Genomic DNA, 22,378 nt, shown 5'->3' on the forward strand with positions numbered 1-22,378 from the left:
GGGGTGCGCGGAGGTCCGGCTCGCGGGACGGGGCCGGGCTCGCGTACGTGCACGGCTTCCGCGTGCCGAAGGCGGTTTCGCGTGCCCGAGGTGGGGCGGGCGGAGGTTCGGCTCGCGGAACGGAGTCGGGCTCGTCGGATCGCGGGGTACCCGCGTGCCGGGGGTGGTTCCGCGTGCCGGAGGTGGCGCGGACGGAGGCTCAGGCGGGCGGGGTCGGCGCGTCGTCGGGGCCCGTGCCGGGGGCGGCGTGGCGGCCGCGGGTGGCGAGCGCGCCCTCGCTGATGCGGAGGACGCGGTCGGCCGAGGCCTGGACGGAGGCGTCGTGGGTGGCGATCAGGGCGGTCGCCGACTCGGCGTGCACGACCGCGCGGATGAGGTCCATGATCGCCGCGCCCGTCGCCGCGTCGAGCTGGCCGGTCGGCTCGTCCGCGATCAGGAGCCGCGGCGAGGCGGCGAGGGCGCGGGCGATCGCGACGCGCTGCTGCTGGCCGCCGGAGAGCTCACCCGGGCGGGAGCGGCCGCGGCCGGCGAGCCCGACCAGGTCGAGGAGGTGGGCGACGCGCTCGTCCCGGCGGGCCGGCTCCTCGCGGCGCAGGCGCAGCGGGAGGCCGACGTTCTCGGCGATCGTCAGGTGCGGCAGGAGCCCGAAGGTCTGGAAGACGAAGGCCAGGGAGTCGCGGCGCAGGCGGGTGCGGGCCGCTTCGTCGAGGCCGGTGACCGGCTCGCCGTCGAGCAGGACGGTGCCGGAGGTGGGCACGTCGAGGCCGCTGATGCAGTTCAGCAGCGTCGTCTTGCCGGAGCCGGAGCGGCCGGAGAGGGCGACGATCTGGCCGCGCGGGATGCGGAACGAGACGTCGTGCAGGGCGGTCACGTCGCCGGCCGGGGTGCGGAAGGTGCGGGTGAGGGACTCGACCACGAGCACGTCGGTCATCGCGGGGGCTCCTCGGGGGCGGAGTCGGCGGCCGGGTGGATCTCGCGGCGCTCGGGCCAGACGCCGACGTGGTCGCCCTCGAGCGTCAGCCGCACCCGGTCCTCGAGCTTCAGCGCGTCGCGGTACTCGGCGGGCAGTTGCAGCCGGCCGACCCGGTCGAGGACGGCGAACTCCTCCTCGGAGGTGGTGGTGCCGCCGCTCGCGTCGAGCTCGTCGCGGCGGAGGGTCTCGGAGGAGATCCGGCCGTCGCGGATCGCGACCGCGCGCTGCACCTGGCCGGCGACCGTCGGGTCGTGGGTGACGATCAGGATCGTGCAGCCGAGCGACTCGTTCACCGCGCGGAGGGCGGCGAAGACCTCGTCGCCGGTGCGGGCGTCGAGCTGGCCGGTGGGCTCGTCGGCGAGCAGGACGCGCGGCGAGCCGGCCAGGGCGACGGCGATGGAGACGCGCTGCTGCTCGCCGCCCGAGAGCGCGGCGGGCCGGCGGTCGGCCTTCTCGGCCAGGCCGAGCATCCCGAGCAGCTCGTGCGCCCTCGCCGCCCGCTCGCGCCGGCCGCGCCCCGCCAGGGCGAGCGGCAGGGCGACGTTCTCGGCGGCGGTGAGCGCGGGCAGCAGGTTCCTCGCGGACTGCTGACGGACGAAGCCGACGCTCGAGCGGCGGTAGCGGACCAGCTCGGCGCCGCGGAGGGCGGAGAGGTCGTGGCCGTCGAGGCGGGCGCGGCCGGCGGTGGGGGCGTCGAGTCCGGAGAGGATGCCGAGCAGGGTCGACTTGCCGGAGCCGGACGCGCCCACGATCGCCAGGACCTCGCCCGCGCCGACGAGCAGGTCGAGGCCCTGCAGCGCCTGCACCTCGACGCCGCCGGCGCGGAAGACCCGGACGAGGGCGTCGCAGACGATCAGCGCCTCGGCGCCGAACTCGCCGGTGCGCGTCTGCAGCAGAGTGCTGGTGGGGCCGGGCGCGCCGGCAGCTGCTGATCCGGGTGCGCCACCGGGGAGGTCCGCTCTCGGCGTCCTCGCTGCGCTGCTGGGGCTCATGATTCCTCTCCGGATCTCAGGATGTCGGCTGTGCGCACGCGGCGCGAGAGCGGGGCGTCGACCGCGAGGGCGAGCGCGAGGGCGGCGACGGCCGCGCCGAGCAGGCCGACGGGCAGCGGCCACGGGATCGAGAGGGCCGCGTCGCCGCCGACGAGGGTCTCCACGCCGAACGCCGGCCAGGCTGCGGCGAGGACGACGGCCGCGGCGACCGCTCCGCCGACCACTCCGCTCAGCACCGCCGGGACCAGCTCGCCGGCCGCCAGGACGAGCCGCGCGCGACCGGGGACGCCGAGCGCGCTGAGCAGGGCGAGGGTCCCACCGCGCCGTCGTGCGCCGAGGACCGTGGTGACCAGGAGGGCGAGGACGGCGAGCGCGGCGGTGGCCAGGAGGGAGAGTCCGGTCGCATCCGCGACGCCGGCGACGAGGGCGGAATCGCGCTGCCGTTCCAGCACGTCGGAGCGGAGGATCGTGCCGTCCGGGAGGGCCGCGCGGTCGACTGCGCCGACGGCGAGGACCGTGCCGGGCGGTGCGGGGGAGTCGCCGCCCGCGGCGGTGACGGCGGCGGTCAGGGCGTCGCGGTCGACCACGACGACGGAGGTGTCGATCCGGTCCGGGCCCGCCACCGGCTCCCCGGTGACCACCGCCTGCAGCAGTGCGCCGTCCACCTCGAGCCCGAACGGCGCGGTGCCGAGGGAGGCGGCGAGTCGCGCGTCGACCAGGACGGGCACCGGTTCGGCGGGGCCGGTGGCGACGAGGGAGCGGACGGCCTCGGCGGAGGCGTGCTGCGGCTGGTCGTCGGGCAGCGCGGCGAGCAGGTCGGCGTAGTCGTCGTCGACGCTGAGCACGGTCGCGGTGAGGGAGGCGGTGGGGCTGCGGACCTCCACGGCGTCGAGGGCGCCGATCGCGGCGGCGACCGCGCCGCCGTCGGCGAGGCTCGCGGCGAGCGCGGGACCGTCGGCGGCGTCGTCGACCCGGACGTCCGCGCCGACGGTACGCCAGGACAGCGACTCCTGACCCGCCGCGACGGTCTGCAGCAGCACCAGCGAGGTGAGGGCGGTGCTCGCCGCGAGCACCAGGGTCGCGAGGGTGAGCAGCGAGCGGCCCTCCTGCGCGCCGGCGCCGGCGAGCAGCGGACCGGGGCCGCGCGTGCCGGCGGCCGCCCGGCGCAGCGGGGCGAGCAGCGCGGCGGGCAGGGGCGCCAGCGCCAGCGCGATCACCGCCGCGCAGAGCACAGGGGCGACCAGGGCGAGCGGGTCGACGCCGCCGCCGCTCGAGCGCGCCCCGCCGCGCAGGGCGGCGACCGCGGTGACGGCCAGTGCCAGGAGGAGGCCGGCCCCGGCGAGGCGGAGGACGCGGATCCGGCGCGGCGGGCGGAGCAGCGGGCGCAGCACTGCGACGACGGGCGCGACCACGAGGACGGCGGCGACGGCGATCAGCAGGCCGGGCGACTCCGGCGGGGCACCGAGCGCGGCGGCGGTCGCGAGCCCGAGCGCGATGCCGAGGGCGGTGACGATCAGCGCCTCGAGGCCCGCGTGGCTCCCGAGCAGGCCGAGGGAGGCGCCGTGCGAGCGCAGCAGCGCGATCTCGGGGCGCCGCCGCCGGGCGAGCGCGGTACCGGCGAGACCGGTGACCAGCACCGCGACGCCGAGCAGCCCGGCGGCGAGGGTGGACAGCTGCCTGGTGGCGGCCGCGGCGGCCGGTGGGAGCGCGGCGAGGGCCTCCTCGTAGCCGGACTCCGCGGCGACGCTGAGAGGCGCGCCCTCGGTGATCGTCGAGGTCGACGTCTCGAGCGCGTCGATCTCGCGGCGCACGGTCTCGGTCCGCGCCAGGTCGAAGCGCGCGGGATCGACGCTGAAGCGGATCGTGCCCACGGCCGGTTCTTGAAGCAGCAGGCCGATCCGGTCGAAGACGACGGGACTCGTGAGGGCGACGACGACGGGCTGCGGCTCGCCGCCGCTGCTGCCGGAGGTGCCGGGCTGCCAGAGGCCGGGCAGGTCGGTCCAGGCAGCGGCGGACGGGTCGACGGGCTCGATGACGCCGGTGATGCGGAGCGAGGGGCCGCCGCCGCGGGAGGCGCCGTCGATCGCGTCGCCCACCGAGAGCCCGGCGGCGGCGGCGCTCGCCGAGGAGACGACGACCGGGGCGGGGTCGCCCGGGTCCTCCTCAGCGGGCAGCTCGCCGGCGACCAGCCGGACGCCGTCGGCCGCGGCCGGATCGAGGACGCCGACGCGGACGACGGCGTCGCCGGCGGGGATCCGCACGGGCTCCTCCGGACCGAGGATGGCGGTGTCGATGCTCCGGACGACGTCGAGCAGCGGCGCGGGCAGGCGCTCGGGGAGCTCGTCGGCGAGGGTGAGCAGGCGCTCGGAGGTGGTGGTGTCGTAGCCGGAGACGTCGGCGACGGTGCTGAGGAGGCGGAGGTCGGCGTCGCTCCCGGCAGCACCGACCGCCTCGACCGCGGCGGAGTCGAGGGTGCTGCGCAGCTGGTGGGGGACGGCGGCGGCGAGGGCGGCGGTCAGGGCGGTGAGCACGAGGATCCCGAGCAGGGCGACGAGGTCGCGGCGGGCGCGGCGGGCGATGAGGAAGGCGGCGGTGCCGACGGCGCGCAGGCCGTCGCCGCGGCGGACGGGGGCGGCGGTCGCCTGCGCCGGACGGGCGGCGGCGCTCGGGCGCCCGGACGCGGTCATCCGTCGGCCCCCTGCCGGAGCAGCTCGGACAGCGGCAGCCGCCGCTGGACGAGGGCGAGGGCCGCCGAGACGGCGGCGAGCGCGAGCAGCAGGGCCAGCGGCAGGAGCGAGACGGCCTGCCACGGCACCACCAGCTCGACCGGGCGGCCGCTCGCGCCCGCGGCGAGGCGGCTGCCGGTGAGCGCCAGCACGGCCCAGCCGCCCGCGAGTCCGACGAGCACGCCGGCCAGCGCGGTCGCGGCGGTGTCGGCCGAGAGGACGGCGAGCATCCCGCGCCGGGAGAGACCGATCGCTCGCAGCTGCGCCGCCTCGAGGCGCCGCGCGCGGGCGACGGCGGCGGCCCGGGCCGAGAAGCCGGCGAGCGCGAGCAGCAGGCTCGCCCAGACGACGACCGCGGAGGCGGCGGGGATCTCGGCGCGCAGCGGCGCCTCCTGCATCCGGCGGGCGAGGGATGCTGCGGTGACGGTCTCGGGCTCGTCCGCGGTGGTCGCGCCCGCCGTGTCAGGAGCCTCCGCCGACCAGTACTCGTCCACCAGGCTGCCGAAGGCGTCGGCCTGCACCAGCCGGTGCGCGAGCGCGCGGCCGTCGACCACGATCGTGGAGTCGGACCGCGGGCTGGACGGCAGCCCGGCGGCGAGCGACGCCAGGTCGTCGGAGGTCGCGGCCCCGGGCACCTCCGGAGTGTCGCCGACCATGCGCAGCGAAACGGGGGTGCCCGCGACGAAGGCGGTGACCGCGGCCCCCGCCAGGACGTCGAGGTCGTCGGCGAGCGCCTCGGGCAGGACCGCGCCGACCGGCTCCTCCGGGTCCCAGCCGACGGCGCCGTAGGTGGTCGGCGCGGAGGAGAGCTGGGTCAGGATCGAGAGCCGCACCCCGGTCGCGGTGACCGCGACCTCGGGCGGTCGGCGGCCGGTGTCCTGGCGCGAGCCGGCCCACTCGGCGGCGTCGGTCAGCGCGAGCGGAACCGGCGTGTCGGAGCCCGCGGACAGCGTGGCGAGCGACTCGAGCGAGACGTCGATGGTGACGAAGGTGTCCGTCTCGACGTCGCGCAGGGTCGCGGTCAGGGCGACGAGGCGGAGCGACGCGGCCGGATCGATCGCTCCCTCCGCGGTGGCCAGCGTCACCGGCTCGGTCGGCGAGGTCAGCGCGCCGAGCGGCAGGATGTCGATCCGCCCGCGCTCGTCCTCCACGGCGGCCGAGACCTCGACCGCGAGGCCCTCCGGCGCGTCGAGGGCGGCGAGCAGCTGCAGGCCCGTGGTCCCGCCGGGGAGCGCGGGGCCGGTGTCGACGCGGTCCTCGGCGCGCAGCTCCCGGGCGATGTCGGCGCCGCCCGCGCGCGGGACCGGACCCGCTCCGGTGCCGAGCAGCTGCCGGGCGCGGGCGTCGAGGGCGAGGATCTGCGCCGCCGCGCCGGGTCCCTCGCTCGCGAGACCGGGCGGGGCCTCCTTCGCCACCAGGCTCTGCCGGCGGAGCACGGGCGCGCCGTCGGCCGAGACCGACGACCGGGCGGGAGCGCCGAGGGCGACCGCGGCCTCGTCGCGGACGCCCTGCTGCCAGGTCGCGCTCGCACCGAGTGCCACGACCGAGGCGCCGACGGTGAGCGCGACGAGCACGATGCCGGTCGAGCGGCCGCTTCCGCGTGCGGCGAACCAGCCGGCGAGCGGAGCGACGGCGCCGCGGGAGCGGACGGCGACGGCCGCGACCGGCAGCGCGGCCAGCTCCGCCAGACGCGCGCCGACCACGGCGATCGCGCCGAGCAGCAGTGCGGGGGTGAGGGTGAGCAGGAGGTCGCCGCGCTCGATGCCGCCGGTCGCGGCACGCCAGACCAGCACGGCCGCGACGACGACGAGGACCGTCTGCCCGGCCGCGGCGAGTGGGCCCCTGCCTGCGGCCGGCGCAGGCGGCAGGGCGACGAGGACGCCGACGACGAGCGCCACCGCGGCGGCGCAGAGCAGCGCGGCGGCGTCCGGCGGCACCCAACGGGGGAGGCCCGCGGCGTCGAGCGGCGGTGCGGAGACGACCAGCGCGTGCAGCAGGACCCCGCCCCACGGGCTGAGGGCGGCGATCACCGCGGCGACCGCGAGGCCGTCGACGGCCACCGCGCCCACCCGCTGCAGGGGAGTCGCGCCGCGCTCGCGCAGCCGCTCGATCTCCTCCCGGCGCGCCTCGGCGAGCAGACCGGTGACGGCCCGCGCGCAGACCACGAGCACGACGACCAGCAGCAGCGCGACGACGAGGGCGGCGGCGCGGGAGCCGGCGAGGCCGTCCGCCACGTCGTCGAGGGCGGCGGGCAGCTCGGTGTCGACGAACAGCGAGCCGTTCGGATGCGGGACGGCGCGGGCGATCTCGAGGTCCGCGTCCCCGGCCGCGGCGCGCAGCTCGGCGAGGCCCTCGACTCCGGTGCTCGGGAACTCCGGGCTCTCGACGGCCTCGAGTTGCGCAGGGACGAGGCCGGAGGCGTCCAGTCCGCCCGGCGCGGTGATCAGTGGACCGACGGCGTGGACGGGGTTGTAGAAGGAGCGGTTCGGCTCGGCGAAGTCCTGCACGTCGCCCTGCGCGAGGAGCGGGTCGTTCTCCCAGTAGGCGGTGGAGTCGCGGGAGGCGGAGTAGAGGCCGTCGATCCGGAGGGGGGCTTCGTCGCCGAGGGTGATCGAGTCGCCGACGGCGAGACCCAGGGAGCGGGCGGCGATCTCGGGGAGGGCGACGCCGGGCGCGGCCGTCGGCCAGGCGCCCGCGGTGAGGACGGCGTCGGCGGCCGGGTCGTCGAGCTCGACGAGGTAGGAGTAGACGCCCTCCGCGGTCGTCGCCCACTCGGAGCTCGCCCAGCCGCTGCTCGTCCAGGCGGCTCCGCCTCCGTAGGCCTCGCGGGTCGCGGTGTCGGCCGCCTCGCGCGCCGCCGTGACGGGGCTGCCGGGGCCGAGGACGCGCACGGTGACGTCGACGCGCTCCGAGCCGAGGGAGGTCAGCGCTCCGCTGACGCCGGCCTGCTCGGACGAGCGGACGAGCAGGAGCGCCCCGCAGAGCACGGAGCCGGCGAGGACCGCGACGGCGACGACGAGCGCGAAGAGCCGGGAGTGGCTGCGCCAGCGGCGCACCGCCAGCGACCCGGCCCAGGCGGGCAGCGAGCCGGACGCGGTGACGACCGTGCACCTCCATCGGTGAAGCAGGACCAGCGGACGGGACCGCCAGCCGAGTCTAGGGCGGCGGTGCGGTCGCGGGGGAGCACGGAATGGTAGGCCCTCGGAGGCGGGTTGGCCAGCACCTCGCCCGCGGAGCAGAGGTGGACCGACGATGAGGAGGCGGGCGGGACGCGGACCCTCCAGCACGACCGGAGTCGCGGCCCGCCGATCCGCACCGCTCCGCATCACCGCGGGCACCGACGAGAGGACGACCGATGGGCTTCTGGGGACAGGACGACGACGACTCGCACGGCAGGCCGCGACCGGTCGACGAGCCGCTGGGCGAGCTGGAGCTCGTGCACGAGTTCCCCGACGGGCCGATGCCGACGGGTGTGAGCGTGTCGCACACGGGCCGGATCTTCGTGAACTTCCCGAAGTGGGGCGACGAGGTGCCGGCGACGGTCGTGGAGCTGCGGGACGGCGTCGCGGTGCCGTTCCCGGACGAGGCGTGGAACTCGCCCGACGGGGACGACGACGCGGGGGCGCTGGTCTCGGTGCAGAGCATCGTGGTCGATCCGGCCGACCGGCTGTGGATCCTGGACACGGGCAGCCCGCTGTTCCAGCCGACGAAGCGCGGCGGGCCGAAGCTCGTCTGCGTCGACCTGGCGACGGACACGGTCGAGAAGGTGATCGTCCTCGAGCCGGACGTCGCGCTGCCGACGACCTACCTGAACGACATCCGCTTCGATCTGCGGCGCGGGATCGCCTACATCACCGACTCGGCCGACTCCGGGCCGAACGGGATCATCGTCGTGGACCTCGAGTCCGGCACTGCTTGGCGCCGCCTGCACGAGCACCCCAGCACCAAGGCGCTGACGCCGCCCGAGCTCGTGCCGATGGCCGAGGGGCGGGTGCTGATGAAGCGGCCGGCCGACGGCGACCCCGAGCCCGTGACGATGGGCGCGGACGGCATCGCGATCTCGGCCGACGGCGAGCGGCTCTGGTACTGCCCGCTCGCCTCGCGGCGCTGGTACAGCGTGGCGACCGACGCTCTGGTCGACCGCGGCGTCTCCGACGAGGACGTCGCCGCGACGGTCGTCGACGAGGGCGACAAGGGCGGCGGCGCGGACGGACTCGAGACGGACGACCGGGGCCGCTTCTACGCGACGAGCTACGAGAACAACGCGATCGTGCGCCGCCGCACCGACGGCACCATCGAGACCATCGTGCACGACGAGCGCCTGCTCTGGCCCGACACGATGTCGCTCGCGACCGACGGGCACCTCTACGTCACCGCCAACCAGCTGCACCGGCAGGCCGACTACCAGGGCGGGACGGACCTGCGGACCTACCCGTACTCGCTGTTCCGCCTCGCGGTCGACGCAGGGCCGGTCTTGCTGCGCTGAGCGGCGATGCGTGCCGGTCGCGGACAGGACCACGCCGGTCGTGCGCCAAGACATGCTCGTCGCGCGCCGAAACATGCTGGTCGTGCGCCGAAACATGCTGGTCGAGTAGCCGTCCGCGGGACGGCGTATCGAGACCCCGCGTCTGCAGAACGGCGGATCCACTCAATGGAGGCGCCCGCAGACATGCTGGTCGAGTAGCCCCCAAGGGGCGTATCGAGACCCTGCGTCCCCCGAAGGGTGGATCTCGATACGCCCGCTGCGCGGGCTACTCGATCAGCATGAGCCGTCAGGCGACGCCGGCCGCGCGGCGCACGAGCTCGGCGACGGCGGCGCGGGTCGCGTCGTCGGCCGCGGTGAGCGCGTAGGCCGTCGGCCAGATCGTGCCGTCGTCGAGCTGCGCGCCGTCCTGGAAGCCGAGGGTCGAGTAGCGGGTGCCGAACTTCGCGCCCGGCTGGAAGAAGACGATCGCCTTGCCGTCGGCGCGCGCGTAGGCGGGGAAGCCGTACCAGGTCTTCGGCAGCAGCTCGGGCGCCTCAGCGGCCACGACCTCGTGCAGCATCTGCGCGATCGGGCGCTCGACGTCCGTCATCGCGGCGATCGCCGCCTCCGCGTCGGCCTTCTCCGCGGCGGTCTTGTCGGCGCTCTTCTGCCGCTTCGCCTCCTCGCGCAGCTCGGCGGCGCGCTGCTTCATCGCGGCGCGCTCCTCTTTCGTGAAGCCGTCAGCCATGGGAGTCTCCTTCGCGCGGGCCCGGGCGGTCCGTCGGGGCTCATCGTGGCAGTCGGGGGCGGTCGCGGCAACGGCGGAGACGGCCGTCCGCTCGGCAGCCGTGTCGGCGGCCGCCGGTAGCGTGGACGGATGCGCCTCCTCCTGATCCGCCACGGCCAGACCCCCTCCAACGTCGACGGCATCCTCGACACCCGCATCCCCGGACCCGGGCTCACCGAGCTCGGCCGCAGCCAGGCGGCGGCCCTGCCGACGACGCTCGCCGACGAGCCGATCGGCGCGCTCTTCGTCTCGACGATGAAGCGCACCCACGAGACGGCCGCGCCCCTGGCCGCCGCGCTCGGGCTCGAACCGGTCGAGCGCGCGGGCATCCGCGAGATCGCGGCCGCGGGCCTGGAGATGCGCGGCGACGAGGCCGCGGTCGAGGAGTACATGGGCACGGTCTTCCGCTGGGCGGGTGGCGAGACCTCGCTGCGGCTGGCCGGCGGTGAGACGGGCGACGAGTTCGCCGCCCGCTACGACGCGGTGGTGGCGGAGGCGGAGGCGACCGGCCACGACGTCGTCGCGCTGGTCAGCCACGGCGCCGCCATCCGCTGCTGGGCCGGGCTCCGCTCGCTCGACCTCGACGCGGACTTCATCGCCGACCACCTGCTCGACAACACCGGCATCGTTGTCCTCGAAGGCTCGGGCTCGGAGTGGTCGCTCGTCTCCTGGGAGGGCGAGCCGGTCAGCGGCGTCGGCGTCGCGGCCCCGTCCGGGCCGGCGGGCGAGACGACGGACTGACGGCGGGGGATCTCGATACGCCCGCTGCGCGGGCTACTCGATCAGCATGAGCGGTCCGCTTCGCGGGCTGCTCGATCAGCATGAGAGGTCCGCTGCGCGGGCCGCTCGACCGACCGGGCGCAAGCGGGCAACCGCGGGTAACGATCGGGCAACGGCACGGAAATCGGCCCTGACCAGCACCGACGCCGCCGCATAGCCCGGCTCTGCATCGTTGCAGAGCCCCTGATGCGGGGCTCTCCGTTTGTCCGGACGGGCACCCGCGGCTACCGTGGACGGCGGTCCTCGAGACCCCGATGAATCGGTCCGCGCTCGTGCGGCGTCCTCCCCGACGTGCCGCGAGCGTACGGTCAACGGGTGCGCGAGGCGGCCCCGTGGCCGCCTCCCGGACGAACCGGAATCGCCTCCGCGCCCCCTCCGCTCACCGCGGCGGGACGCCCGCTGTGGCTGGAGAGACGGCGTCCCCCGCACCCGACCCGGCACCACGAGATGAGAGTGCAGGGATGCGTCCCTGCGCGCCGACGGAGTGCACGTGCAGCAGAATCAGCAGGACATCAGCGAGCCCGGGAACGGAGCCGGAGCCGCCACAGCGACCCTCGAGCGGGAGGGTCCGGCCCTCGAGGCGAGGAACCTCTTCAAGGTCTTCGGGCGCCGGCCCGAGGAGGTCGTGCGGCGGCTGCGCGAGGGCGCCGACCGCGCCGACCTCGCGGGCCAGGGCACCGCGGCGGTGATCGACTCCTCCTTCGAGGTGCGCCGCGGCGAGATCTTCGTCGTGATGGGGCTGTCCGGCTCCGGCAAGTCGACGCTCATCCGCATGCTCAACGGCCTGCAGGAGCCGACCGCGGGCGAGGTGCTGATCGAGGGCACCACGATCACCGGCGTCTCCGACAAGGAGCTCCGCCGCGTGCGCCGCTCCTCGATCTCGATGGTCTTCCAGCACTTCGCGCTGCTCCCGCACCGCACCGTGCTCGACAACGTGGCCTACCCGCTCGAGATCCAGGGCGTGCCGGCGGCCGAGCGCCGCGAGCGCGCGCTGCTCGCGGTCGAGCGGGCCGGCCTCGCCGGCTGGCACGAGAAGATACCGGACGAGCTGTCCGGCGGCATGCGCCAGCGGGTCGGACTGGCCCGGGCGCTCGCCGCCGACACCGACATCGTGCTGATGGACGAGGCGTTCTCGGCGCTCGACCCGCTCATCCGCCGCGAGATGCAGGAGCAGCTGATCGAGCTGCAGCACGAGCTCGGCAAGACCATCGTCTTCATCACCCACGACCTCAACGAGGCCATGCTCCTCGGCGACCGGATCGCGGTCATGCGCGACGGCCGGATCGTCCAGATCGGCACCCCGGAGGAGATCCTCACCGACCCGGCGAACGACTACGTCGCGCAGTTCGTGCAGGACGTCGACCGCGCCCGCGTGCTCACCGCGTCCGCCGTGATGGAGCCCGCGCGCTCCGTCGTGACGCTCGCCGCCGGCCCCCGCGCCGCCCTGCGCACCATGCGCGACCAGCAGACCGCGGCGGCCTTCGTCGTGGGTGCCGGGCGGCGCCTCCTCGGCACCGTCCGCGACCGCGACGTGATCGAGCAGGTCCGCGCGGGCACCACCGACCTCTCGCTCGTCGTCACCGAGGCCGTCGTCAGCGTCGGCCCGGACACCGCGCTCAGCGAGATCATCGAGCCGGCGGTCGAGTCCGCGCTGCCGGTCGCCGTCGTCGACGAGGCGGGGCGGCTCCTCGGCGCGATCCCGCGCGTGACGCTGCTCGCGGCCCTCGGCAATCTCGGCCCGCAGGCCGGCGGCCTGCCGCTTGTCGAACCGCCCGCGACCCTCCCCACCGAGATGGTCACCGCGACCCTGCACGCCACCGGCGGCCCCGTCGACGACGCCGTGCTCGCGAGCGAGGGGGGCGTGCGATGAACCCGGACCTCCGCCTCCCGCTCGGCGCTGCCGCCGAGGGCGTCGTCGACGTGCTGACGCAGACCTTCCAGCCCGTCTTCGACCTGCTCCGCACGGTCTTCGGCGCCGCCTACACCGGCGTCGACTTCGTGCTGGCGACCCCGCCGTTCTGGGTCGTCATCGCCCTGATCGCGGTGCTCGCCTACGCGGCGCGCGGCTGGGTCTTCGGGCTCGGCTCCGCGGTCGGGCTCCTGCTGATCGCGAGCGTGGACCAGTGGGACAACGCGATGGACTCGCTCGCCCTGGTGCTCGTCGCCTCCGCCGTGGCGATCGCGCTGAGCGTGCCGCTCGGGATCCTCGCGGCCCGCAACCGGACCGCCTCGACGATCCTGCGCCCGGTCCTCGACTTCATGCAGACGATGCCGGCGTTCGTGTACCTGATTCCGGCGCTGATCCTCTTCCGCGTCGGCGTCGTGCCCGGCATCGTCGCGACGATCGTCTTCGCGATGGCGCCCGGTGTCCGGCTCACCGAGCTGGGCGTCCGCGGTGTCGACTCCGAGCTGGTCGAGGCGGGCGAGTCGTTCGGCTCGTCGAAGTGGCGCATCCTCCGCCAGATCCAGCTGCCGCTCGCGCTGCCGTCGATCCTGGCCGGCCTCAACCAGGTCATCATGCTGTCGCTCTCCATGGTCGTCATCGCGGGCATGGTCGGCGCGGGCGGTCTCGGCGGGGACGTCGTGGCCAGCATCGGCCGGATCGACGTGGCGCTCGGCTTCGAAGCGGGCATCGCGGTGGTGATCCTGGCGATCATCCTCGACCGGATGACGAGCGCCCTCGGCGCCCCGTCGCCGGCCCGCGTCGCCCGGGCGAGCAGCCGCAAGGCCGTCGTCGCGACCCGCACAGCCATCGCCGCGGTGTCCGTCGGCGTCGTCGCCTCACTCGGCGCCTCGGCCGTCGCCGGACCGGCGACCACCGCGTCCGTCGACAACGGCGACCGCACCGACGTCACCCTGGCCGTCTTCCAGGGCTGGGACGAGGGCATCGCCGCGTCGCGGCTCTGGGGCGCGGTGCTCGAGGAGGAGGGCTACGACGTGACGCTGCAGAGCATCGACGTGGCGCCCGGCTTCTCGGGACTCGCCAGCGGCGACTACGACCTCGCGCTCGACACCTGGCTGCCGGTCACCCACGGCGACTACCTCGACGAGTACAGCGACCGCATCGTCGACCTCGGCGCCTGGAACGACGACGCCAAGCTCACCATCGCGGTGAACGAGGACGCGCCGATCGACACCCTCGAGGAGCTCGCGGCGAACCCCGAGGTGGTCGGCAACCGCCTCGTCGGCATCGAGCCCGGCTCGGGGCTCAACGGGATCACGACCGACGCGGTCATCCCCGGCTACGGCCTCGAGGGGATGGAGTACCTGACCTCGTCGACGCCCGCGATGCTGCAGGAGCTCTCCAGTGCGACGGCGGCCGGCGAGAACATCGCAGTGACGCTGTGGCGCCCGCACTGGGCCTACGACGCGTTCCCGGTGAAGGACCTCGAGGACCCGAAGGGACTGCTCGGCGAGGCCGAGGGGATCCACGCCTTCGGCTCCGCGTCGTTCGACAGCGAGTTCCCGACGCTGAGCAGCTGGCTGCGCGACTTCCGGATGGACTCGGACACGCTGTACTCGCTCGAGAACGCGCTGTTCAACGAGGGCGCCGACGACCAGGACGCGGCCCTCGAGTCGTGGCTGGCGGAGAACCGGGAGTACGTCGACGGCCTGACGAGCTGACGGCGGGATCTCGATACGGGCGCTGCGCGCCCTACTCGATCAGCATGAAACGGAGGACGCCCGATGGGCGGCAGCTCTCTCCTCATGCTGGTCGAGGAGCGCGCAGCGCGTATCGAGACCCACGTCCTGCAGAGGGGTGGATCTCGATACGCCCGCTCCGCGGGCTACTCGATCAGCATGGAGGACGCCCGTCGGGCGGCTGCCTCCTCATGCTGGTCGAGTAGCGCGCAGCGCGTATCGAGACCCGCCCTCTGCACGCGGGTCAGGCGCGGGCCGCCGCGTACTGCTCGCGGATGACCGGGCGGTGGTCCGGCGTCGGCTCGGCGAGGGAGGTGACCTCCCAGGTCGGGCGCGCGCCGGTCAGCGCCCAAGCGGCCTGCACCGCGGCGCCGTCGGCGACGTACTCGCCCGGCGTCGGCACGACCACGGGCACGTCGAAGACCTGCGAGGCCGCGAGCTGCACCGCGCCGTTCTGCGCCGCCCCGCCGATCAGCAGGATGCGCCGGGCCTCGACGCCCTGCGCCCGCACGGCGTCCAGGCCGTCGGCGAGGCCGCAGAGCATGCCCTCGATCGCCGCGCGCGCCAGGTTCGGCCGCGTGGTCGACGCGATCGTCATCCCGTGCAGGCTCGCCGTCGCGTCGGGCAGGTTCGGCGTCCGCTCGCCCTCGAAGTAGGGGACGAGCACGAGGCCGCCGGAGCCCGGCTCCGCCTCGAGCGCGAGCGCCGAGAAGGCGTCGAAGTCGCTCCCGAGCAGCCCGGCGGTCGAGGCCAGCACCCGGGCCGCGTTCAGTGTCGCGACCAGCGGCAGGAACCGCCCGCTCGCGTCCGCGAAGCCCGCGACCGTGCCCGAGGCGTCGCGCACCGGGTCGTCGGTCACCGCGAAGACCGTGCCGCTGGTGCCGATGCTCACCACGACGTCGCCGGGCCCAGCGCCCAGGCCGAGCGCCGCGCCGGCGTTGTCGCCCGCGCCGGGACCGACGACGAGACCGCTCTCGGTCGTGCCCGCCTGCTCCGAGGGTCCGAGCACGCGGGGGAGGAGCGCCCGGTGCCCGAGCGCGCGCTCGAGCAGGTCGAGGTCGTAGCCGTCGGCGCCCCAGTAGGACGTGCCGGAGGCGTCGGAGCGGTCGGTCGTCAGCGCGTCCAGCTGCGGTCCGCGCGCGGAGTCGGGGCCGTAGCCGAGCAGGCGCCAGGTCAGCCAGTCGTGCGGGAGCGCCACGGCCGCGACGCGCGCGGCGTTCTCCGGCTCGGCGTCGCGCAGCCAGCGCAGCTTGGTGGCGGTGAAGGAGGCGACCGGGACGCTGCCGGTGCGCTGGGCCCACGCCTCCGCGCCGAGCTCCTCGATCAGCTCGCGCGCCGCGCCGGCGCTGCGGGTGTCGTTCCAGAGCAGCGCGGGCCGGATCACCTGCCCGTCCGCGTCGAGGACGACCATGCCGTGCTGCTGCCCGCCGACCGAGATCGCGGCGACGTCGTCGAGTCCGCCTGCGTCCGCGAGCGCGACCTGCAGCGCGTCCCACCAGGCGGCCGGGTCGACCTCGGTCCCGTCCGGGTGCGAGGCGCGGCCGGTGCGGACCACGGCTCCGGTGTCGAGGTCGCGGACGACCACCTTGCAGCTCTGGGTGGACGAGTCGATCCCTGCGACGAGCGTCATCGCCGTCTCCGTTCGTTGTGGCGGGTGCGGAGGCGCGGCCTCCGCTGAAGTCGGGGTGCGGAGGCGGCGCCTCCGTCGAGTGGAAGGGCGGGGGCCATGCCTCCGCGGAGGAGAGGCGGGGGAGGGCCGGAGCCGTCACCCCGGCATGCGAGAACGGACGAGACCCCCTGCCGAGGCAGAGGATCCCGTCCGTCTCAGGACGACCCGCGGCGCACCGCGGGAGCGGCCGGGTGGGTCAGCCGCGCGCGCCGAGCAGGTGCTCGGTCGCGAGCTGCTGCAGGCGGACGAAGCCGAAGCCCTTGCCGCCGAGGTACGCGTCGGTGTCGAACGACTCGTAGGACGCGGTGTCCGCGAGCAGGTCGTCGTAGGACTCGCCCTCGTTCAGCGTCGGGGTCGACAGCTCGCCGACCTTCGACGCCGCGAGCGCCTCCTGGACCTCGGGGTCGGCGCGGAAGGCCGCCGCGCGCTCCTTGAGCAGCAGGTAGGTGCGCATGTTGGCCGCGGCCGAGTCCCAGACGCCGGTCTCGTCCTCGGTGCGCGAGGGCTTGTAGTCGAAGTGGCGCGGGCCGTCGTAGGCCGGGACGCCGCCGGGGCCGCCGTTCTCCAGCAGGTCGACGAGCGAGAACGCGTTGTGCAGGTCGCCGTGACCGAAGACGAGGTCCTGGTCGTACTTGATGCCGCGCTGGCCGTTGAGGTCGATGTGGAAGAGCTTGCCGTGGTACAGCGCCTGGGCGATGCCGGCCGTGAAGTTCAGGCCCGCCATCTGCTCGTGACCGACCTCGGGGTTCACGCCGACGAGCTCGGGGCGCTCGAGCGAGTCGATGAACGCGATCGCGTGGCCGAGGGTCGGCAGCAGGATGTCGCCGCGGGGCTCGTTGGGCTTGGGCTCGATCGCGAAGCGGATGTCGTAGCCCTTGTCGGTGACGTAGTCGCCGAGCAGGTTGACGGCCTCGCGGTAGCGCTCGAGGGCCGCGCGGATGTCCTTGGCGGAGTCGTACTCGGCGCCCTCGCGGCCGCCCCACATCACGAAGGTCTGCGCGCCGAGCTCGGCGGCGAGGTCGATGTTGCGGAGGACCTTGCGCAGCGCGAAGCGGCGCACGTCGCGGTCGTTCGAGGTGAAGCCGCCGTCCTTGAAGACCGGGGCGCTGAAGAGGTTGGTGGTCACCATCGGGACGATCAGGCCGGTGGACTCGAGCGCGCCCTTGAGGCGGTCGATCTCGGTCTGGCGCTCGGCGTCGGTCGAGCCGAACGCGAAGAGGTCGTCGTCGTGGAAGGTGAGGCCGTAGGCGCCGAGCTCGCTCAGCTTCTCGACCGCGTGCACGGTGTCGAGGGGCTTGCGGGTCGGGCCGCCGAACGGGTCCGTCCCGTTGTAGCCGATGGTCCAGAGGCCGAACGAGAACTTGTCGGCGCGGGTGGGGGTCAGGGACATTGATCCGAATCCTTTCCGGCGGCGTCGCCGAATTGTTGTTGCGCCCAACATATCGATCGGGGGCGTGCGGCGCAACGGTCGTCGCGACGTGGCGCGCGGTGGTGCTCCTCGATCGACGCGATGTCTCGCGTCGATATGTGGAGTCGCCCGACGAATTCCTTGCGGAAGCGTTTCGACTGTGCGTACAGTGCTCAGCAGCAACCCGGTCGAAGCGTTTCGAAGCACTGCTCTCCCGAGCAGGGCGGAGCGGCCGGGCACCGACGACGAGGTCCGGCAGGAGGAACGATGGCGAGCATCCACGACGTCGCCCGCGTGGCCGGGGTCTCGATCAGCACCGTCTCCTACGCCCTCTCCGGCAAGCGATCGATCGCCGCCTCCACCCGCCAGCGGGTCGACGAGGCCGTCCGGCAGCTGGGCTACCGGCCGCACGCCGGCGCCCGCATGCTCGCCGGAGCGCGGACCCACATCCTCGCCCTCTCGGCGCCGATGCGCGGCGAGCTGCACCTGCCCACCCACATGCGCTTCGTCACCGAGGTGCTCGAGCGGGCCCGCGAGTCCGACTACGACGTCCTCCTCCTCGTCACGGACGAGGCCTCCAGCGGCATCGCCCGCGTCTCCTCCTCCTCGCTCGTCGACGGCGTCGTCCTGATGGGCGTCGACGACGAGGACGACCGCGCGGCCCTCATCCGCGCGGCCGGCGTCCCGGCGACCTTCATCGGCGTCCCGGCCGACGCGCACGAGCTCGCCTGCGTCGACCTCGACTTCGCCGAGGCCGCCCGCCGCAGCGTCCGCCTGCTCGCCGAGCAGGGCCACCGCTCGATCGGCCTGATCGAGCACCCGCAGTCGTACACCGACCGCAACGCCGGCTTCGTCCGCCGCTTCGACGACGCCTTCGAGGCGGAGTGCACGGCCCTCGGCCTCGCCCTCAGCGTCGAGCGCCCGCACATCGGCCGCGCGAGCGCGTCGGCGGCGGTCGACGCGCTGCTCACCGCCCCGGTCTCCGCCCTCGTGCTGCACTGCAACGAGCCGGTGGCGGAGGCGGCGATCGAGCGCCTCGTCGAGCGCGGCCTCTCGATCCCCGGCGACCTCTCGGTCCTCGCGGCCTGCGCGAGCTACGACGGCGCGGCGCTCCCGGTGCCGGTCAGCAGCATCCCTCTCCCGTTCGACGCGATGTGCCGCGCGGCCGTCGCCCGTACCCTCCAGCAGATCGACTCCGGCCGCACCACCGGCGTCGACCTCCTCCCGCCCCACTACGTCGACCGCGGCTCCGTCGCGCTCGCCGCGACCGGCGCCCCGGTGCCGGCCGCTCCCTGACCCCTCCCCAGTCCTCATCGCCTCAGCGCTCTCCGCGCCGATCGTCGAAACGCTTCGACAGCTCGGCCGGTCTCAGAGAGCGCTCTTCGACTCGCACGATCCACCACTCACAGCCCTCGTCCACAGCCCCGCGGCACCGTTTGAAGGAGAACTCCCGCTATGTCGCTTCGTCCCCGCACCGCCTTCCACCGCCCTTCCGCCGCCACCGTCGGCTCGCTGAGCCGCCGCGGCCTGATCGCCGGCGGTGTCGGCATCGGCGCGATGTTCGCGCTCGCCGCCTGCTCCGGAGGCGGTTCCGACGCCGGCTCCGACGCCCTCGCCACCGATGTCGACGGCGCCGGCCGCACCCTCACCATGTGGGACTTCGAGACCCCCGACAGCGACCGCGGCATCGCCTGGCTCGCCGCCCGCGACATCTTCACCGAGGAGACCGGCGCCGAGATCGCCTACGAGTTCAAGGCCTTCGAGCAGCTGCGCACCGGTGCCAGCCAGATCTTCAACTCCAACTCCGCGCCCGACGTCGTCGAGTACAACAAGGGCAACGCGACCAGCGGTCTGCTCTCCAGCCAGGGGCTGCTGACCAACCTCGACGAGGCCGTCGAGTTCTACGGTTGGGACAAGCTCATCCCGGGCGCTCTGCAGACCACGGCCAAGTACGACGACAAGGGCATCATGGGCTCCGGCTCCTGGTACGGCATCCCCAACTACGGCGAGTTCACCTTCGTCTACTACGACAAGGACGTCTTCGCGGCGAACGGCCTCGAGGTCCCGACGACCTACGACGAGTTCACCGCCGTGCTCGACGCCTTCGTCGCGAAGGGGATCACCCCGCTCGCCGAGGCCGGCGCGGAGTACCCGCTCCAGCAGCTCTTCTACCAGCTCGCGCTGCTGAAGGCCGATCGCCAGTGGATCACCGACTACCAGACCTACACCGGCGAGGTCGACTTCGAGGACGCGGCCTGGAGCTACGCGGCCGATCAGCTGCAGACCTACGTCGACAAGGGCTACTTCTCGGCCGACGCCTCCGGGCTCAAGGCCGAGGACGCGGGCACCGCGTTCATCTCCGGCGAGTACCCGATCTTCTTCTCGGGCTCGTGGTGGTTCGGCCGCTTCAAGACCGAGATCACCGGCTTCGAGTGGGACACGTTCCTCTTCCCGGGCGCCGAGTTCACGATGGGCTCCGCGGGCAACCACTGGGTCATCCCCGAGACGGCGAAGAACAAGGACCTCGCCTACAAGTGGATCGACATCACGATGCGCCCCGAGATCCAGAACCTCATCGGCAACAACGGCGGCATCCCGCTGGTCGTCGACGAGACCGCCATCACGGATGAGAAGAGCAAGGCGCTGCTGTCGCAGTGGAAGACGGTCGTCGACGAGGACCAGCTCTCCTTCTACCCCGACTGGCCCACCGCCACCTTCTACGACGACCTCGTCGCCGCCTCGCAGGAGCTCATCAACGGCTCGACCGACCCCAGCGGCATGCTGACGGAGCTGCAGGGCAAGTACGACGACGGCGTGGCCGACATCAAGTAACTGCAAGGTCGCCCCCTCCCGCGAGATGCCACTTGTGCGCGCGACACGCCGTGAAAGCCGTGCACAAGTGGCATCTCGCGGCCACCCCGGGCCCCGCCGCCCCCACACGACAGCACACGTTCAAGGAGTACCCATGACGACGACCGTTCCGCGTCGCGCGGAGAGCGCCCCGCCGCCTCCCACGGCGGAGAAGCCGCCCCGCGAGAAGCGCTCCGGCGGCTACTGGCTGTACCTGATCCCGGGCTTCGTGCTCTTCGTGTTCATCGTGCTGATCCCGCTGATCTGGAACATCTACATCAGCTTCACGTCGTGGCGCGGCATCAAGCCGCCGATCTTCATCGGCCTCGACAACTGGATCGAGCTGATGGGCGACGACCAGTTCTGGACGTCGTTCCTCAACTCCGTCTACATGATCATCGCGATGGTGATCGTGCCGACGATCCTCGGCCTCCTCCTCGCCGCGATCCTCTTCGATCTGGTCGGCAAGAAGTTCGGCGGGAGGATCGCCTCCTTCCTCCGCGCGACCTACTACCTCCCGCAGATCCTGCCGACGGTCATCGCCGCGATCGTGATCGGCTGGATCCTCCGCCCGGACAACGGCGCCCTGAACTCGATCCTCGAGGCGGTCGGCCTCGGCTCGCTCGCGCACGACTGGCTCGGCAAGCCCGACACCGCGATGCTCTCGATCATGGTCGTGATGATCTGGGTGCAGCTCGGCTACCCGGTCGTCATCTTCATGGCGGCGCTGCAGCGCGTGGACCCCGAGCTCTACGAGGCCGCCGAGCTCGACGGCGCGAACTGGTTCCAGCGCTTCCGCTGGATCACCATCTCGATCATCCGGCCCGAGGTCTTCGTCGTCACCCTCACCTGCACCATCGCCGCGCTGAAGGTCTTCGGCCCGATCTACGCGCTGACCCGCGGCGGCCCGGGCGACTCGACCATCGTGCCGAGCTACTACTCCTACACCGAGTTCTTCCAGAAGCAGCAGGTGGGCTACGGCGCCACCATCGCGACCGCGCTGACCATCGTCATCGTGATCCTGGCCGTCCTCTTCATCCGCGCCCAGGAGCGCGTCGAGCGCAGCGAAGGAGCCCGCTGATGTCGGCCATCGAAGCCCTGCCGTTCACCCAGGCCGGAACCGACGACACCGATCTGACCACGCCGAAGAAGACGCCCAAGGCCTCGAAGGGCGCGACCAAGCGCACCTTCGGCGACTGGGCGATCCTGATCGTGGCCGTCGTGATCGGACTCGTCATCATCAGCCCGGTGCTGCTGATCCTGCTCAACTCGTTCAAGACCCCGGCCGAGTACTCCGTGGGCGGCCCGCTCGCCTTCCCGACCGGCCTCTCCTTCGACGGCCTATCGACCTTCTGGGAGCGGGTGAACTTCCCGGAGAAGCTCGGCAACTCGATCCTGATCTCGGGCTCGGTCGCGATCCTCGCGGTCGCCCTCTCGGTGCTCAACGCCTATGCGATCGGCATCGGCCGGGTGAAGGGCCGGAGCTGGATCATCATCCTGTTCCTGCTGGCGAACATGCTGCCGCAGGAGGCCCTGCTCTATCCGCTGTACTACATGTTCAAGGCCGTCGGGATCTACGACAGCCAGCTCTCGGTGATCATCATCTTCACCGTCATCCAGTCGGCGTTCGGCACCTATCTGCTCTCCAGCGTCTACGGCACCTTCCCGAAGGAGATCCTCGAGGCCGCGGCACTCGACGGCGCCTCCAAGTGGCAGGTGCTCACCCGGGTGATCGTGCCGATCTCGCGGCCGACGCTCTCGGTGCTGATGATCTTCTTCTTCATCTGGACCTGGAACGAGTTCCTCATCCCGCTGGTCTTCCTGGTGAGCGACGCGACGCAGACCGTCCCGATCGCCATCTCCAGCCTCCAGGGCGACAAGATCATGGACGTCACGACGACCAGCGCGAGCGCCCTGCTGGGCCTGCTGCCGACGCTGATCTTCTTCCTGATCTTCCAGCGCACCCTGACCCGCGGCATCACCGCCGGCGCGGTCAAGTAGCCCCTTCTCACCGCGGCGCGGGTCCTTCCACCGGGGCCCGCGCCGCTGATCCCCCCGGCGCGCCCGGTAGGGAATCGAAGCGCTT

The 22,378-nt window shown here is 73.6% G+C and carries 15 protein-coding genes; 8 read left to right on the top strand and 7 right to left on the bottom strand.

The genetic code is table 11. From position 1 onward, the window contains the following. Window positions 1-199 precede the first annotated feature (199 nt). From MT350_RS10115 to MT350_RS10130, 4 genes are read right to left on the bottom strand one after another with little or no spacing between them, the layout of a single operon-like run. Entirely contained in the window at window positions 200-931 is a 732-nt protein-coding gene (locus MT350_RS10115; protein ID WP_243598407.1) for an ABC transporter ATP-binding protein, read from the bottom strand. Beyond that, entirely contained in the window at window positions 928-1,965 is a 1,038-nt protein-coding gene (locus MT350_RS10120) for an ABC transporter ATP-binding protein (RefSeq protein ID WP_243598408.1), read from the bottom strand. The genes MT350_RS10115 and MT350_RS10120 overlap by 4 nt, the downstream gene beginning before the upstream one ends. Beyond that, entirely contained in the window at window positions 1,962-4,652 is a 2,691-nt protein-coding gene (locus MT350_RS10125) for a hypothetical protein (protein WP_243598409.1), read from the bottom strand. Before MT350_RS10125 ends, MT350_RS10120 begins: the two co-directional genes overlap by 4 nt. Then, window positions 4,649-7,747 carry an ABC transporter permease gene (locus tag MT350_RS10130; protein ID WP_243598410.1) on the bottom strand — a complete coding sequence of 1,033 codons (3,099 nt, stop codon included), beginning with the start codon at window positions 7,745-7,747 and terminating at the stop codon, window positions 4,649-4,651. Before MT350_RS10130 ends, MT350_RS10125 begins: the two co-directional genes overlap by 4 nt. 299 nt (window positions 7,748-8,046) lie before the next feature. Between MT350_RS10130 and MT350_RS10135 the strand changes: the two genes are divergently transcribed. Further along, window positions 8,047-9,177 carry a major royal jelly family protein gene (locus MT350_RS10135; protein ID WP_243598411.1) on the top strand — a complete coding sequence of 377 codons (1,131 nt, stop codon included), beginning with the start codon at window positions 8,047-8,049 and terminating at the stop codon, window positions 9,175-9,177. A gap of 286 nt (window positions 9,178-9,463) precedes the next feature. Here MT350_RS10135 and MT350_RS10140 read toward each other — a convergent pair whose 3' ends face one another. Then, window positions 9,464-9,904 carry a hypothetical protein gene (locus tag MT350_RS10140; protein ID WP_243598412.1) on the bottom strand — a complete coding sequence of 147 codons (441 nt, stop codon included), beginning with the start codon at window positions 9,902-9,904 and terminating at the stop codon, window positions 9,464-9,466. 129 nt (window positions 9,905-10,033) lie between these two features. Here MT350_RS10140 and MT350_RS10145 point away from each other — a divergent pair, with 129 nt between their 5' ends. The 3 genes from MT350_RS10145 to MT350_RS20450 all read left to right on the top strand — a co-directional run bounded on the left by MT350_RS10145 (window position 10,034) and on the right by MT350_RS20450 (window position 14,347). Next, window positions 10,034-10,684 carry a histidine phosphatase family protein gene (locus MT350_RS10145; RefSeq protein WP_243598413.1) on the top strand — a complete coding sequence of 217 codons (651 nt, stop codon included), beginning with the start codon at window positions 10,034-10,036 and terminating at the stop codon, window positions 10,682-10,684. Between the two features lie 664 nt (window positions 10,685-11,348). Then, window positions 11,349-12,593, top strand: a complete 1,245-nt coding sequence (locus MT350_RS10150) for a glycine betaine/L-proline ABC transporter ATP-binding protein (protein ID WP_374206638.1) — start codon at window positions 11,349-11,351, stop codon at window positions 12,591-12,593. Then, window positions 12,590-14,347 carry an ABC transporter permease/substrate binding protein gene (locus MT350_RS20450; RefSeq protein WP_308197472.1) on the top strand — a complete coding sequence of 586 codons (1,758 nt, stop codon included), beginning with the start codon at window positions 12,590-12,592 and terminating at the stop codon, window positions 14,345-14,347. Before MT350_RS10150 ends, MT350_RS20450 begins: the two co-directional genes overlap by 4 nt. 262 nt (window positions 14,348-14,609) lie before the next feature. Here MT350_RS20450 and xylB read toward each other — a convergent pair whose 3' ends face one another. Next, window positions 14,610-15,995 (bottom strand): xylulokinase, encoded by a 1,386-nt coding sequence (xylB, locus tag MT350_RS10165; protein ID WP_243615855.1) that lies wholly within the window; start codon window positions 15,993-15,995, stop codon window positions 14,610-14,612. 235 nt (window positions 15,996-16,230) lie between these two features. Continuing rightward, window positions 16,231-17,424, bottom strand: coding sequence for a xylose isomerase (xylA, locus tag MT350_RS10170; RefSeq protein ID WP_123447721.1), 1,194 nt, complete (start codon window positions 17,422-17,424; stop codon window positions 16,231-16,233). A 285-nt stretch (window positions 17,425-17,709) separates the two neighbouring features. On the opposite strand from xylA, the gene MT350_RS10175 reads away from it, so the two are divergent. The 4 genes from MT350_RS10175 (at window position 17,710) to MT350_RS10190 (ending at window position 22,293) form a co-directional block, all read left to right on the top strand. Beyond that, window positions 17,710-18,738: a LacI family DNA-binding transcriptional regulator gene (locus tag MT350_RS10175; RefSeq protein ID WP_243598416.1), complete on the top strand. Its 1,029-nt coding sequence runs from the start codon at window positions 17,710-17,712 to the stop codon at window positions 18,736-18,738. Between the two features lie 159 nt (window positions 18,739-18,897). Then, a complete protein-coding gene (locus MT350_RS10180) occupies window positions 18,898-20,274 on the top strand; it encodes an ABC transporter substrate-binding protein (protein WP_243598417.1) in 1,377 nt (458 codons plus the stop codon). A gap of 133 nt (window positions 20,275-20,407) precedes the next feature. After that, the gene (locus MT350_RS10185) at window positions 20,408-21,373 is read left to right on the top strand and encodes a carbohydrate ABC transporter permease (protein WP_123447720.1); all 966 of its coding nucleotides are present in this window, start codon (window positions 20,408-20,410) and stop codon (window positions 21,371-21,373) included. After that, complete coding sequence (locus MT350_RS10190; RefSeq protein ID WP_243598418.1) at window positions 21,373-22,293, top strand: carbohydrate ABC transporter permease; 921 nt, start codon at window positions 21,373-21,375, stop codon at window positions 22,291-22,293. The genes MT350_RS10185 and MT350_RS10190 overlap by 1 nt, the downstream gene beginning before the upstream one ends. Window positions 22,294-22,378: the final 85 nt, after the last annotated feature.

The organism is Rathayibacter sp. VKM Ac-2928, from assembly GCF_022815545.1.
GTDB classification, from domain to species: Bacteria; Actinomycetota; Actinomycetes; order Actinomycetales; family Microbacteriaceae; genus Rathayibacter; species Rathayibacter festucae.